This window comes from Streptomyces sp. R21 (assembly GCF_041051975.1).
GTDB lineage: Bacteria > Actinomycetota > Actinomycetes > Streptomycetales > Streptomycetaceae > Streptomyces.
In genome coordinates this window covers 4477381-4492466 of sequence record NZ_CP163435.1, presented here as the reverse complement: position 1 = coordinate 4492466, position 15086 = coordinate 4477381, and the positions used below count along the sequence as shown (strand labels likewise).

Annotated in this window: 9 protein-coding genes and 3 rRNA genes; 11 read left to right on the top strand and 1 reads right to left on the bottom strand. The window is 65.5% G+C overall.

Translation table 11 applies throughout. The annotated features are described in order from the left end of the window. Window positions 1–94 precede the first annotated feature (94 nt). Window positions 95–919: a class I SAM-dependent methyltransferase gene (locus tag AB5J56_RS20055; RefSeq protein WP_369234102.1), complete on the top strand. Its 825-nt coding sequence runs from the start codon at window positions 95–97 to the stop codon at window positions 917–919. On the opposite strand, the gene AB5J56_RS20050 is transcribed toward AB5J56_RS20055, so the two are convergent. After that, entirely contained in the window at window positions 909–2375 is a 1467-nt protein-coding gene (locus AB5J56_RS20050) for a SulP family inorganic anion transporter (protein ID WP_369234101.1), read from the bottom strand. The genes AB5J56_RS20055 and AB5J56_RS20050 overlap by 11 nt on opposite strands. Window positions 2376–2698: 323 nt before the next feature. Between AB5J56_RS20050 and AB5J56_RS20045 the strand changes: the two genes are divergently transcribed. From AB5J56_RS20045 to AB5J56_RS20000, 10 genes are all read left to right on the top strand, one after another. Next, window positions 2699–3511 (top strand): ABC transporter ATP-binding protein, encoded by an 813-nt coding sequence (locus tag AB5J56_RS20045; protein ID WP_369234100.1) that lies wholly within the window; start codon window positions 2699–2701, stop codon window positions 3509–3511. Further along, window positions 3508–4323, top strand: coding sequence for an ABC transporter permease (locus AB5J56_RS20040; RefSeq protein WP_369234099.1), 816 nt, complete (start codon window positions 3508–3510; stop codon window positions 4321–4323). The genes AB5J56_RS20045 and AB5J56_RS20040 overlap by 4 nt, the downstream gene beginning before the upstream one ends. Window positions 4324–4417: 94 nt before the next feature. Further along, window positions 4418–5230 carry a pyrroline-5-carboxylate reductase gene (gene proC / locus AB5J56_RS20035; RefSeq protein ID WP_369234098.1) on the top strand — a complete coding sequence of 271 codons (813 nt, stop codon included), beginning with the start codon at window positions 4418–4420 and terminating at the stop codon, window positions 5228–5230. A 644-nt stretch (window positions 5231–5874) separates the two neighbouring features. Next, window positions 5875–7399, top strand: a 16S ribosomal RNA gene (locus AB5J56_RS20030). A gap of 320 nt (window positions 7400–7719) precedes the next feature. Then, a 23S ribosomal RNA gene (locus AB5J56_RS20025) occupies window positions 7720–10842 on the top strand. Between the two features lie 100 nt (window positions 10843–10942). Then, window positions 10943–11059 (top strand): 5S ribosomal RNA (rrf, locus tag AB5J56_RS20020). The 16S, 23S and 5S rRNA genes sit together here, the layout of an rRNA operon. A 108-nt stretch (window positions 11060–11167) precedes the next feature. Next, complete coding sequence (locus tag AB5J56_RS20015; RefSeq protein ID WP_369234097.1) at window positions 11168–11812, top strand: HAD family hydrolase; 645 nt, start codon at window positions 11168–11170, stop codon at window positions 11810–11812. Window positions 11813–11905: 93 nt separating this feature from the next. Then, complete coding sequence (locus tag AB5J56_RS20010; RefSeq protein ID WP_369234096.1) at window positions 11906–12640, top strand: VC0807 family protein; 735 nt, start codon at window positions 11906–11908, stop codon at window positions 12638–12640. A 75-nt stretch (window positions 12641–12715) separates the two neighbouring features. Continuing rightward, window positions 12716–13933 (top strand): MFS transporter, encoded by a 1218-nt coding sequence (locus tag AB5J56_RS20005; protein WP_369234095.1) that lies wholly within the window; start codon window positions 12716–12718, stop codon window positions 13931–13933. Next, a complete protein-coding gene (locus tag AB5J56_RS20000; RefSeq protein ID WP_369234094.1) occupies window positions 13884–15056 on the top strand; it encodes an acetoin utilization protein AcuC in 1173 nt (390 codons plus the stop codon). The genes AB5J56_RS20005 and AB5J56_RS20000 overlap by 50 nt, the downstream gene beginning before the upstream one ends. Window positions 15057–15086: the final 30 nt, after the last annotated feature.

The window sequence follows — 15086 nt, the reverse complement described above, 5'->3', positions numbered from 1 at the left end:
AAGGGGGCGCAGCCCCCAGGACAACGGGACGGGAAGGGGCGGAGGGGGCGAAAACCGCTTCCACGGCCACCCTCACCCCCACCACCATGACCCCATGACGACATCCCCCCACCAAGAGCCCCACCAAAACCCTCAATCCAATCCCCACCCCCACCCGAACCCCCACAACACCCGAGCCCACTCCTTCAACGCCGCCGCATCCCAGTACGCAGCGAACCGCCCCTCCTACCCCCCGGCCCTCTTCGACACCGTCGAGGCCCTGGCGGCCCGCCCCCTCACCAGCGCCCGGACGGTAGACGTGGGCGCCGGCACAGGCATCGCCACCGCTCTCCTCCAGGCCCGCGGCGCCGACGTGCTCGCCGTGGAGCCGGGCGAAGGCATGACGGCCGAGTTCCGCCGCACCCTCCCCGGCGTCCCGGTCGTCCGGGGCAGCGGAAACGCGCTCCCCCTTGCCGATGCCGCCGCGGACTTCATCACGTACGCCCAGGCCTGGCACTGGACCGACCCGCACCGATCGGTCCCGGAGGCGCTGCGCGTCCTGCGCCCGGGCGGCGCCCTCGCCCTGTGGTGGAACACCACCGCACTGGACGTTCCGTGGCACGCCGCCCAGGCACACCGGATCGACCGCTTCTTCGGCAGGGACCGCATCGTCGCCACGAACGGCAGCGGCGCCGACCTCGCGCTCGCCGACCCCACCGGCCGCCTGGACTTCACGCGCCGGGCGGTCCGCTGGAGCCGCAGCGTCCCCCTCGAAACGCACCTGGCCAACATCGGAAGCCACTCGATCTTCCTGGTGCACGACGAGGACGCCACCGCTGCCTTCCTCACCGAGGAAAGGCGTCACCTGCTCGACGTCTTCCCAGACGGGACGGTCGAGGAGACCTATGTGGTGGACCTGCTCGTAGCCCTCAACGCGTAACCGCTCGCGAGAGCCCACCCGCACCCGGCCAGGCGTGCCCACCCGCCCCCGTCAAGGCATGCCCCCGCGCAGCCGCCCACCCCTCCAACGCCGCCGCACACGCATGGTCCACATGCCGCAGCCCGCCCAACTCCAGTCGTACGTCGCGGTCGTGCGGCAGCGCCTCCAACGCGTCCAGCAGCTTCGGCAGCCGTAGAAACGTCGCGTTGCCGATCACCCGCGCCACCATGCCCGCATCCCCCAGATCCTCCGTCTCCACATGCACATGGCTGATGTCCCATGCGGTCTTGGCGACGGCCAGCGCCAGCCCGACCAGCACCCCCTCGAACAGGTTCCCGACAACAATCGCCACGGCCGTCACCACGAGCACCACGAACTCACCCCGGTGCTCCCGCCACAGCACCCCCAACTCCCTTACGGGCACGAGCTTGCACCCCGCATGCACGAGCAGCCCGGCGAGCGCCGCCACCGGAATCACCCCGAGCACCCCGGGCAGCAGGGCGGTGAAGACCAGCAGCCACACCCCGTGCAGTACCCGTGAGGCCTTGGTCCGTGCCCCGGCCTGCACGTTCGCCGCGCTCCGCACGATCACCGCGGTCATCGGCAGCGCCCCGAGCACCCCGCACACCGCGTTCCCGGCACCCTGCGCGATCAGCTCCTTGTCGTAGTCGGTCCTCGGACCCCGGTGCAGCCGGTCCACCGCCGCCGCGCTGAACAGCGACTCGGCGGACGCGATCAGCGCGAACGCCAGCACCGTGCCGATCACACCCACTTCCGTGAGCCGCCCCAGATCCGCCAAGGCCGGCGGCCGTACGGCATCCAGGAGCCCGCGCACCCCGACCCGCCGCACGGACAAGTCGAGCAGCCCGGTCGCGGCCGACGCGAGCCCGACCGCCAGCAGCGGCGCGGGCACCCCCCGGGCCCCGCGCCGCCAGCGCGGCCACAACACAAGGACGAGCACGGTCCCACCGCCGACCGCCAGCGCCACCGGATCCGCGCCCCCGCCCAGAGTGAAGAGCCCAGCGATCTTCCCGATCCCGCTCGCGGGCGCGGCCAGATCACCCATGGCGTACAGCTGCCCCGCGATCAGCACGAGCCCGATCCCGGCGAGCATCCCCTGCACCACGGCCACGGACACCGCCCGGAACCACCGCCCGAGGCGCAGCACCCCGAGCCCGACCTGTACGACCCCGGCAGCGAACACCAGCATGCCCAGCGCCCGGAGGCCGTACGTCTGCACCGCCTCGTAGACGAGCACGGTCAGCCCCGCGGCCGGCCCGCTCACCTGAAGGCTGCTCCCGGGCAGCACCCCGGCCACCAGCCCACCCACGATCCCGGTCACCAGGCCCAGTTCGGCCGGCACCCCGGAGGCCACGGCGACTCCCACGCACAGCGGAAGAGCCACGAGAAACACGACGAGCGATGCGGACAAATCGACTTTACGAACGACACGCATGACGACTGCACCTCCGGTTGAGAACGGAACGAACGAGAGATGCGCGGGCCGCCGAGCCGGGGGAGGGCTCGACGGAACAGCGAGACGAACGAACACACCACGCGACCGGCTATGACCGGCCACGACCAGCTACGACCGTCACACGACGGGCATATGACCGTGCACTGAAATCCATTGTCAGGAAGGGGAGTTGATCGCGCAGCCCCTTCAGGGGCCGCGTCGGGTGGTCGCGGCGGCGCACTGACGTAAGCCATTCAGGATCGAGCCCCTCCGGGCGCCCCCTTGCTTGACGATGCCGCCCCCGCAGGAGCATTATTCATCACATGATGAATAATGCCTCGCGCCCACCCGATCATGCCGACGCACCTGCCGTCCGAGCCGAAGGCCTCACGGTCGTACGAGGTGCGCGCACGGTCCTGCGGAGCCTCGACTTCGCCGTGCCGCGCGGACAGATCACCGGGCTGCTCGGCCCCTCCGGATGCGGCAAGTCGACGCTGATGCGGGCGACCGTCGGCACTCAGGCCAAGGTGGCCGGCACCCTCGAAGTCCTCGGCAGCCCCGCCGGCGACGCCTCACTGCGCTCCCGGATCGGCTACGTCACCCAAGCGCCCTCTGTCTACGACGACTTGACGGTCCGTCAGAACCTGGACTACTTCGCCGCGATCCTCGACCCCGGCCGCGCCGCCGCCGAACGCCGCCACGACGACGTCACCCGGGTCATCACCGACGTCGACCTCACCAGCCACGCCGACGCCCTCGCCGGCAACCTCTCCGGCGGCCAGCGCAGCCGCGTCTCCCTCGCCGTCGCGCTTCTCGGCACCCCCGAGCTGCTCGTACTCGACGAACCGACGGTCGGCCTGGACCCGGTCCTCCGCCGAGACCTGTGGAACCTCTTCCACGAGATCGCCGCCGACCGCGGAGCCACCCTCCTCATCTCCTCCCACGTCATGGACGAGGCCGAGCGCTGCCACCGCCTCCTCCTGATGCGCGAGGGCGAGATCCTCGCCGACGACACCCCGGACGCCCTCCGCGGCCGTACCGGCTCCGACACCGTCGAGGCAGCCTTCCTGCACCTGGTCGACGAAGCGATCGCAGCAGGCAATCACCCCACGCCCAGCAAGGAGTCCGTCCGATGAGCACCACCGCGACCACCCGCCAGGGCTCCCCGACCACGCCTCCGCCCCCTCCCACGGGCCCCCGCCCGAGCGCGATCAACCTCTCCCGCACCACCGCCACCGCGACCCGTGTCCTGCGTCAGCTCCGCCACGACCCGCGCACGATCGCGATGATGATCCTGATCCCCTGCGTGATGCTGTTCCTGCTGCGCTATGTCTTCGACGGCAGCCCGCGCACCTTCGACTCCATCGGGGCCTCGCTCCTCGGGATCTTCCCGCTGATCACGATGTTCCTGGTCACGTCCATCGCCACCCTCCGCGAACGCACCTCGGGCACCCTCGAACGCCTGCTCGCCATGCCACTGGGCAAGGGCGACCTGATCGCGGGCTACGCCCTCGCCTTCGGCGCCCTCGCGATCATCCAGTCGGCCCTGGCCACGGGCCTCGCGGTCTGGTTCCTGGGCCTGGACGTGATCGGTTCCCCCTGGCTGCTCCTGCTCGTCGCCCTGCTCGACGCACTCCTCGGCACGGCCCTCGGCCTCTTCGTCTCGGCCTTCGCGTCCTCGGAATTCCAGGCGGTCCAGTTCATGCCGGCGGTGATCTTCCCCCAACTCCTCCTCTGCGGCCTGTTCACCCCGCGCGACAACATGCACCCGGTCCTCGAAGCCATCTCCGACGTCCTGCCCATGTCGTACGCCGTCGACGGCATGAACGAGGTCCTCAAGCACACCGACATGACAGCGAACTTCGTACGAGACGCCCTGATCGTCGCGGGCTGCGCCCTCCTGGTCCTCACCCTCGGAGCAGCCACCCTCCGCCGCCGCACCGCGTGACAGCCCGTCCGCCCACCGGACACCGGAGCCGCGGGCCCACCCCCGGTGGGAGGATGAACCCCGGACGACGCACCCCCGGAGGGCACCCGCAGTCATGACCCAGAAAGTCGCAGTCCTCGGTACCGGCAAGATCGGCGAAGCCCTGCTCAGCGGAATGATCCGAGCCGGCTGGGCCCCCGCCGACCTCCTGGTCACGGCCCGCCGCCCGGAACGAGCCGAAGAACTCCGCACCCGCTACGGCGTCACCCCGGTCACCAACGCCGAGGCCGCCAAGAACGCCGACACGCTGATCCTCACGGTCAAGCCGCAGGACATGGGCACCCTCCTCGACGAGCTGGCCCCGCACATCCCTGCCGACCGCCTGGTCATCAGCGGTGCCGCAGGCGTCCCCACCTCGTTCTTCGAGGAGCGCCTCGCCACCGGCACCCCGGTCGTCCGCGTCATGACGAACACACCCGCCCTCGTCGACGAGGCGATGTCCGTCATCTCCGCCGGCACCCATGCCACCGCCGAACACCTCTCCCATACGGAGGAGATCTTCGGCGCGGTCGGCAAGACCCTCCGCGTCCCCGAGTCCCAGCAGGACGCCTGCACGGCTCTCTCCGGCTCGGGTCCGGCGTACTTCTTCTACCTGGTCGAAGCCATGACGGACGCGGGCATCCTGCTCGGCCTGCCCCGCGACAAGGCCCACGACCTCATCGTCCAGTCCGCGATCGGCGCCGCGACGATGCTCCGCGACAGCGGCGAGCACCCGGTCAAGCTCCGCGAGAACGTGACATCGCCCGCGGGCACCACCATCAGCGCGATCCGCGAACTCGAGAACCACGGAGTACGCGCCGCCCTCATCGCCGCCCTGGAAGCAGCCCGGGACCGCAGCCGCGAGCTCGCCTCCGGCAACAACGCCTGACTGACGAACCGGGGCCGGGTGACCCCGGCCCCGCGACCTTCCTGTGCCTGCTGGGCGCCTGCTGGGTGCCTTCCGGAGCCGAGTTGACACTCCTCCACCCGGTACGTAGTGTTCTCCGAGTTGTCCGACGTGAGCGCCGACTCCGGTCGGTCCCCGGACAGCCATTCCGCAACAAGCAGACAAACGAACGACGACTCGTCGTCGGATCGTTTTCCTGCGCGTTTGCGGAATGAGGAATCTGCGTTCGAAAGGACGCAAACCCCGATTAGCTCGGGGGCCAGGATTCCGCTAAAGTCTCACTCGTCGGAACGGCCCAACGGCCGGGAAGACAAAGCCCGCTGACTGGGAATCAGGCCCGAAAGGATCTGATAGAGTCGGAAACGCAAGACCGAAGGGAAGCGCCCGGAGGAAAGCCCGAGAGGGTGAGTACAAAGGAAGCGTCCGTTCCTTGAGAACTCAACAGCGTGCCAAAAATCAACGCCAGATATGTTGATACCCCGTCTCCGGCCGATCGGTCGGGGCGAGGTTCCTTTGAAAAAGTCCTTCCCCTTGGGGAAGGCGCACAGCGAGGACGCTGAGAACCGTGGGGCTTATTCCGCCCGGCGGTTCCGCTCTCGTGGTGTCGTCCCGATTACGGGAAAACATTCACGGAGAGTTTGATCCTGGCTCAGGACGAACGCTGGCGGCGTGCTTAACACATGCAAGTCGAACGATGAACCACTTCGGTGGGGATTAGTGGCGAACGGGTGAGTAACACGTGGGCAATCTGCCCTGCACTCTGGGACAAGCCCTGGAAACGGGGTCTAATACCGGATACCACCCTTACAGGCATCTGTGAGGGTTGAAAGCTCCGGCGGTGCAGGATGAGCCCGCGGCCTATCAGCTTGTTGGTGAGGTAGTGGCTCACCAAGGCGACGACGGGTAGCCGGCCTGAGAGGGCGACCGGCCACACTGGGACTGAGACACGGCCCAGACTCCTACGGGAGGCAGCAGTGGGGAATATTGCACAATGGGCGAAAGCCTGATGCAGCGACGCCGCGTGAGGGATGACGGCCTTCGGGTTGTAAACCTCTTTCAGCAGGGAAGAAGCGCAAGTGACGGTACCTGCAGAAGAAGCGCCGGCTAACTACGTGCCAGCAGCCGCGGTAATACGTAGGGCGCAAGCGTTGTCCGGAATTATTGGGCGTAAAGAGCTCGTAGGCGGCTTGTCACGTCGGGTGTGAAAGACCGGGGCTTAACCCCGGTTCTGCATTCGATACGGGCTGGCTAGAGTGTGGTAGGGGAGATCGGAATTCCTGGTGTAGCGGTGAAATGCGCAGATATCAGGAGGAACACCGGTGGCGAAGGCGGATCTCTGGGCCATTACTGACGCTGAGGAGCGAAAGCGTGGGGAGCGAACAGGATTAGATACCCTGGTAGTCCACGCCGTAAACGGTGGGAACTAGGTGTTGGCGACATTCCACGTCGTCGGTGCCGCAGCTAACGCATTAAGTTCCCCGCCTGGGGAGTACGGCCGCAAGGCTAAAACTCAAAGGAATTGACGGGGGCCCGCACAAGCAGCGGAGCATGTGGCTTAATTCGACGCAACGCGAAGAACCTTACCAAGGCTTGACATACACCGGAAAGCATCAGAGATGGTGCCCCCCTTGTGGTCGGTGTACAGGTGGTGCATGGCTGTCGTCAGCTCGTGTCGTGAGATGTTGGGTTAAGTCCCGCAACGAGCGCAACCCTTGTTCTGTGTTGCCAGCATGCCCTTCGGGGTGATGGGGACTCACAGGAGACCGCCGGGGTCAACTCGGAGGAAGGTGGGGACGACGTCAAGTCATCATGCCCCTTATGTCTTGGGCTGCACACGTGCTACAATGGCAGGTACAAAGAGCTGCGATACCGCAAGGTGGAGCGAATCTCAAAAAGCCTGTCTCAGTTCGGATTGGGGTCTGCAACTCGACCCCATGAAGTTGGAGTTGCTAGTAATCGCAGATCAGCATTGCTGCGGTGAATACGTTCCCGGGCCTTGTACACACCGCCCGTCACGTCACGAAAGTCGGTAACACCCGAAGCCGGTGGCCCAACCCGTAAGGGAGGGAGCTGTCGAAGGTGGGACTGGCGATTGGGACGAAGTCGTAACAAGGTAGCCGTACCGGAAGGTGCGGCTGGATCACCTCCTTTCTAAGGAGCATCTAGGCCGCCAGGCATTGTCTGGTGGTCCAGGGCCATTACGTCGGCACACGTTCGACGGTGGTTGCTCATGGGTGGAACGTTGATTATTCGGCCGGATTCTCGGGTCGGAGGCTTGCAAGTACTGCTCTTAGGAGCGTGGAAAGCATGATCTCCGGGCGGAGTCTGGCCGGGCACGCTGTTGGGTGTCTGAAGGTACGGCCGAATACGGCTGCCTTCAGTGCCGGCCCCAGTGCACTCGAACCGGTTGGTTCGGGGTGATGGGTGGTTGGTCGTTGTTTGAGAACTGCACAGTGGACGCGAGCATCTGTGGCCAAGTTTTTAAGGGCGCACGGTGGATGCCTTGGCACCAGGAACCGATGAAGGACGTGGGAGGCCACGATAGTCCCCGGGGAGTCGTCAACCAGGCTTTGATCCGGGGGTTTCCGAATGGGGAAACCCGGCAGTCGTCATGGGCTGTCACCCATACCTGAACACATAGGGTATGTGGAGGGAACGCGGGGAAGTGAAACATCTCAGTACCCGCAGGAAGAGAAAACAACCGTGATTCCGGGAGTAGTGGCGAGCGAAACCGGATGAGGCCAAACCTCAAGCGTGTGAGACCCGGCAGGGGTTGCGCTTGGGGGGTTGTGGGATCTCTCTTTTACGGTCTGCCGGCCGTGAGACGAGTCAGAAACCGTTGATGTAGGCGAAGGACATGCGAAAGGTCCGGCGTAGAGGGTAAGACCCCCGTAGTCGAAACATCAGCGGCTCGTTTGAGAGACACCCAAGTAGCACGGGGCCCGAGAAATCCCGTGTGAATCTGGCGGGACCACCCGCTAAGCCTAAATATTCCCTGGTGACCGATAGCGGATAGTACCGTGAGGGAATGGTGAAAAGTACCGCGGGAGCGGAGTGAAATAGTACCTGAAACCGTGTGCCTACAAGCCGTGGGAGCGTCGGAGTGCATGCTTGCATGCACTCTCGTGACTGCGTGCCTTTTGAAGAATGAGCCTGCGAGTTTGCGGTGTGTTGCGAGGTTAACCCGTGTGGGGAAGCCGTAGCGAAAGCGAGTCCGAATAGGGCGGTTTAGTAGCGCGCTCAAGACCCGAAGCGGAGTGATCTAGCCATGGGCAGGTTGAAGCGGCTGTAAGAGGTCGTGGAGGACCGAACCCACCAGGGTTGAAAACCTGGGGGATGACCTGTGGTTAGGGGTGAAAGGCCAATCAAACTCCGTGATAGCTGGTTCTCCCCGAAATGCATTTAGGTGCAGCGTCGTGTGTTTCTTGCCGGAGGTAGAGCACTGGATAGGCGATGGGCCCTACCGGGTTACTGACCTTAGCCAAACTCCGAATGCCGGTAAGTGAGAGCACGGCAGTGAGACTGTGGGGGATAAGCTCCATGGTCGAGAGGGAAACAGCCCAGAGCATCGACTAAGGCCCCTAAGCGTACGCTAAGTGGGAAAGGATGTGGAGTCGCACAGACAACCAGGAGGTTGGCTTAGAAGCAGCCACCCTTGAAAGAGTGCGTAATAGCTCACTGGTCTAGTGATTCCGCGCCGACAATGTAGCGGGGCTCAAGCGTACCGCCGAAGTCGTGTCATTCCAGTAATAGGGCCAACGCCTGCTGGGATGGGTAGGGGAGCGTCGTGTGCCGGGTGAAGCCGCAGCGGAAGCTAGTGGTGGACGGTTCACGAGTGAGAATGCAGGCATGAGTAGCGATACACACGTGAGAAACGTGTGCGCCGATTGACTAAGGGTTCCTGGGTCAAGCTGATCTGCCCAGGGTAAGTCGGGACCTAAGGCGAGGCCGACAGGCGTAGTCGATGGATAACCGGTTGATATTCCGGTACCCGCTGTGAAGCGTCAAACATCGAACCAGGCGATGCTAAGTCCGTGAAGCCGCCCCGGAGCCTTCGGGCAAAGGGGAGTGGTGGAGCCGACGGACCAGACCTGTAGTAGGTGAGTGATGGGGTGACGCAGGAAGGTAGTCCAGCCCGGGCGGTGGTTGTCCCGGGGTAAGGGTGTAGCCCGTCATCTAGGCAAATCCGGATGACATGTGGGTGAGACCTGATGCCGAGCCGATTGTGGTGAAGTGGATGATCCTATGCTGTCGAGAAAAGCCTCTAGCGAGTTTCATGGCGGCCCGTACCCTAAACCGACTCAGGTGGTCAGGTAGAGAATACCGAGGCGTTCGGGTGAACTATGGTTAAGGAACTCGGCAAAATGCCCCCGTAACTTCGGGAGAAGGGGGGCCATCACCGGTGACGAGATTTACTCTCTGAGCTGGGGGTGGCCGCAGAGACCAGCGAGAAGCGACTGTTTACTAAAAACACAGGTCCGTGCGAAGCCGTAAGGCGATGTATACGGACTGACGCCTGCCCGGTGCTGGAACGTTAAGGGGACCGGTTAGTGCACTTTCGGGTGTGCGAAGCTGAGAACTTAAGCGCCAGTAAACGGCGGTGGTAACTATAACCATCCTAAGGTAGCGAAATTCCTTGTCGGGTAAGTTCCGACCTGCACGAATGGCGTAACGACTTCTCGACTGTCTCAACCATAGGCCCGGTGAAATTGCACTACGAGTAAAGATGCTCGTTTCGCGCAGCAGGACGGAAAGACCCCGGGACCTTTACTACAGTTTGATATTGGTGTTCGGTTCGGCTTGTGTAGGATAGCTGGGAGACTGTGAAGTCATGGCGCCAGCCATGGTGGAGTCGTCGTTGAAATACCAGTCTGGTCGTGCTGGATGTCTAACCTGGGTCCGTGATCCGGATCAGGGACAGTGTCTGATGGGTAGTTTAACTGGGGCGGTTGCCTCCTAAAGAGTAACGGAGGCGCCCAAAGGTTCCCTCAGCCTGGTTGGCAATCAGGTGTTGAGTGTAAGTGCACAAGGGAGCTTGACTGTGAGACCGACGGGTCGAGCAGGGACGAAAGTCGGGACTAGTGATCCGGCGGTGGCTTGTGGAAGCGCCGTCGCTCAACGGATAAAAGGTACCCCGGGGATAACAGGCTGATCTTCCCCAAGAGTCCATATCGACGGGATGGTTTGGCACCTCGATGTCGGCTCGTCGCATCCTGGGGCTGGAGTCGGTCCCAAGGGTTGGGCTGTTCGCCCATTAAAGCGGTACGCGAGCTGGGTTTAGAACGTCGTGAGACAGTTCGGTCCCTATCCGCTGTGCGCGTAGGAATATTGAGAAGGGCTGTCCCTAGTACGAGAGGACCGGGACGGACGAACCTCTGGTGTGCCAGTTGTCCTGCCAAGGGCATGGCTGGTTGGCTACGTTCGGGAGGGATAACCGCTGAAAGCATCTAAGCGGGAAGCCTGCTTCGAGATGAGTATTCCCACCCCCTTTGAGGGGTTAAGGCTCCCAGTAGACGACTGGGTTGATAGGCCAGATCTGGAAGGCGGGCAACCGCTGGAGGTGACTGGTACTAATAGGCCGAGGGCTTGTCCTCAGTTGCTCGCGTCCACTGTGTCAGTTCTGAAATAACGAACGACATGCCTCCTCCCTGGGCCACAGGGAGTCGAGGCAACTGGTTCACAATTTCACAGTGTTTCGGTGGTCATAGCGTGAGGGAAACGCCCGGTTACATTCCGAACCCGGAAGCTAAGCCTCACAGCGCCGATGGTACTGCAGGGGGGACCCTGTGGGAGAGTAGGACGCCGCCGAACTTATTTTAGGGAAAACCCCCGCACCTTTGGTGCGGGGGTTTTCTGCGTTCAGGACCGTTCAAGACCGTTCAGGACTGTTCACCGGCAGGGTCATTTAGGGTCGAAGTCATGCGCTATGAGTTGATCATTTTCGATAATGACGGTGTCCTCGTCGACAGCGAGCCGATCTCCAACCGGCTGCTGGCGGCCTATCTCACCGAACTCGGGCACCCGACGTCGTACGAGAAATCCATCCGCGACTACATGGGGTCGGCGATGCACCGCATCCACGAACTCGTCCTGGAGCGCACCGGGCAGCGGCTGCCGGACGAGTTCGACGACGTCTTCCACGCTCGGGTGTTCGCCGCCTTCGAGCGGGAGCTGGAGCCGGTGGACGGGGCCGTACAGGTCCTTGAGAAGTTGGCTGCGGACGGGGTGCCGTACTGCGTCGCGTCGTCCGGGAGCCATGAGCGGATTCGGGTGGGGCATCGGAAGACCGGGCTCGACCGGTGGTTCGAGGAGGGGCGGATCTTCAGTTCGCAGGATGTCGGGCGGGGCAAGCCGGCGCCTGATCTGTTTCTGCACGCCGCCGAGCGCATGGGCGTACCGCCGGAGAAGTGTGTCGTGATCGAGGACAGCCCGCTCGGGGTGCAGGCGGCGCATGCAGCTGGGATGGACGTGTACGGGTTCACCGCCATGACGCCCGCTGCCCGGCTGGCTGGCGCCTCTCAACTCTTCGGCGACATGCGCGAGTTGGCTGACCTGCTGGTATGACCCGGGCCATCGCCGGGGCGCTGACATTTGTCATGCCGAGCTCCGGACGATCGTTTCTACTGGCGCAGGGGCCTCGGACGAGAAGCTGAGGGCATGACGAAGACGACGAAGACGAGCAAGCAGAACCCCTTCGCCCCGCTGATCGTGGACGTGGCGGTGCCTCTCGGGTCGTACTACCTCTTCAAGGACGCCTTCGGGATGAGCACCTTCGCGGCGCTGGCCTGGAGCAGCGTGGTGCCGGCCCTGCGGACCGGGTGGAGCGCCGTCAAGGAGCGGAAGGCCAACGGCCTCGCCGGGCTCATCCTGGTGGTGAACGTCGTCTCGCTGCTGCTCAGCTTCGTCGCCGGTGACCCGCGGCTGATGCTCGCCAAGGACAGCGCGGTCAGCAGCACCGTCGCGATCGGCATCCTGGTCTCCGTGGTCCTCGGAAAACCCATGATGACCGCGGGCCTGAAGCCGTTCCTGGTGAAGAGCGACGCCGCCAAGGAAGCCGCCTGGCAGCGGTTGGCGTCGGGCGCCGCGGCCGACTCGGCGGTCTTCCTGCGCAAGGAACGGGCCTTCTCGATCGTCTGGGGCGTGGCCCTGCTCGCCGAGTGCGTCGCGCGGGTCGTGGGTGCTTACACGGTCCCGGTGGACACCATGGTCTGGCTGGGCGGGGTCATCATGGCCGTCGCGGTCCTCCTCGGCATCGTCGTCGGCGGTGCGTTCGGCGCCGGGCCCATGGAGAGTCTGGTGCGCGCCGAGGCCGAGAACGGCACCCGCGTCGAGGGTGCTACCCAGGCCCCGAACGCCACTTCCGCCGTACCGGCTGTCGCCCTCGCTCGCTAGACCGGGCAAAGCTGAGCCGAATTCATCTTTGGCTGGATCTACCCACGAGTACGCCGGGGCCCTACGCTCGCCGCCATGACTGATGTGCTGCGGCGCGGTAGGGCCTCTTTGGCGTTCAGCTTCTTTGCGCAGGGCGCCACCTTCGCGCTGCTCGTGACGCGCATCCCCGCGATCCAGGACCGGTACGGGATATCCGACGCGCTCCTGCCCGCCTTCCTCGCCGCGGTGCCGATCCTCGCCGGAGTCGGCAGCGTCTGCACCGAGAAGCTGGTGAAGCGGGTGGCGCCCAGCCGCGTACTGCGGTGGGCGCAGCCCGTCGTGCTGCTCGCGCTGCTGGGCGTCGGATCCGGGGACCACCTGGTCGAGGTGGCGGTGGCGCTGGGGGCCTTCGGGCTCGCGGTGGGCGGTCTGGACGCCTCGATGAACATGCTCGGGGTGAGCCTGCAGCGGGCGTACGGGCGCAGCATCATGCTCGGCTTCCATGCCGTGTACAGCCTGGGCGGGATCCTGGGGGCGTCGCTCGCCTGGGCGGGCGCGCACTGGCATCTGTCGCTCTTCGTGTCATATCTGCCGGTGGTGCTGGTGCTGCTGCCGGCCGCGCTGGTGGCGAGCCGGTGGTACGTCGACGCGGGTGTCCCGGGCGAGGAGGAGGCGCGGGAGGGGGCGGAGGCCGGGCCCGTGGTGTTCAAGCTGCTGCTGCCGCTCTGCCTGGTGATGACCTTCGCGTACATCGGGGACTCGACCGTCTCCAACTGGAGTGCGAAGTATCTGCAGGACGTGCTCGGGAGTTCGGAGCAGCTGTCGACCGTGCCGTACAACGTCTACATGGTCACGACACTGCTCGGGCGGGCCATCGGGGACTTCGGGGTGCGGCGGTTCGGGGCCGTGGCGGTGGTGCGGCTGGGGGCGGTCGTGGCGGCGCTGGGTTTCGGGGTGGTGGCGGTGGCGCCGGGTGCGTGGGTCGGGATGCTCGGGTTCACGTTGCTGGGGCTGGGGCTGTGTGTTCTGGTGCCGCAGACCTTTGCCGCGGCGGGGCGGCTCTTCCCTGGGGCTTCGGATACGGCGATCGCGCGGCTCAATGTGTTCAACTATGTGGGTTTCTTGATCGGTTCGCCCCTTGTCGGGGCGCTCGGGGACGCGTGGAGTTACCGGGGCGCGATGCTCGTGCCCATGGCGTTGGTGCTGGTGACCCTGAGGTACGCCCGCTCGTTCGCGTCCGGGGAGGACCGATACGGTGGCGGGCATGAGCGGCCGCGCACAGTTGATGTGGGACGAGGCAGTAACGGGGTATGACTTCGGCCCGGACCACCCGATGGATCCGGTCCGGCTGGCGCTGACCCGGCGCCTGGTCGACGCGTTCGGACTGGACCGGGAGGTCGATGTCGTCTCGGCGAAGTCCGCCGGGGAGTCGACGCTGCGGCTGGTGCACCGCGAGGACTACGTCGAGGCGGTGAAGGCCGCGTCCGCGGATCCGGACGCTGCGGACGGGACGTACGGGCTGGGGACGGTGGACGACCCCGCCTTCGCCGGGATGCACGAGGTCTCCGCGCTGATTGCGGGGCAATCGGTCGGCGCGGCGGAGGCGGTGTGGCGCGGGGACGCGCTGCACGCGGTGAACTTCGCGGGCGGGCTGCACCACGCCATGCCCGGCGGCGCCTCCGGGTTCTGCATCTACAACGACGCGGCGCTCGCCATCGCCCGGCTGCTCGAACTGGGCGCCGAGCGCGTCGCGTATGTCGATGTGGACGTGCATCACGGGGATGGGGTGCAGGCCGCGTTCTGGGAGGATCCGCGGGTCCTGACGATCTCCCTGCACGAGCATCCGCGGACGCTGTTCCCGCAGACCGGGTGGCCCGAGGAGACCGGTGCGGCCTGCGCCGAGGGGAGCGCGGTGAATGTGGCGCTGCCCGCCGGGACCGGGGACGCCGGGTGGCTGCGGGCCTTTCACGCCGTCGTGCCGGAGCTGATCGCCGACTTCCGGCCGGATGTGCTGGTGACACAGCACGGGGCCGACACGCACTTCGAGGATCCGCTGGCGCATCTGGCGGTGTCGTTGGACGCGCAGCGGGCCGTGCAGGTGGCCTGCCACGACCTCGCGCACGAGTACGCCGGTGGGCGGTGGGTCGCGCTGGGCGGTGGCGGATACGCGGTGGTGGACGTCGTACCGCGGTCGTGGACGCATCTTGTCGCCATCGCGGCGGGGCGGCCCGTGGACCCGGAGACGGTGATCCCCGAGAGCTGGCGGCAGGAAGTGTTCGCGCGTACGCGGCAGTTGGCGCCAGTGCGGATGACGGACGGGCGGTGGCCGGTGTCCTGGAAGGACTGGGAGTCGGGGTACGACCCGGCGGACCGGCTCGACCAGGCGGTCGTGGCCGCGCGCCGGGCCGCGTTCCCGTTGCGGGGACTGCTGCCGTAACCGGGCCTCAGTGGTCCGGCTACGGCAGCG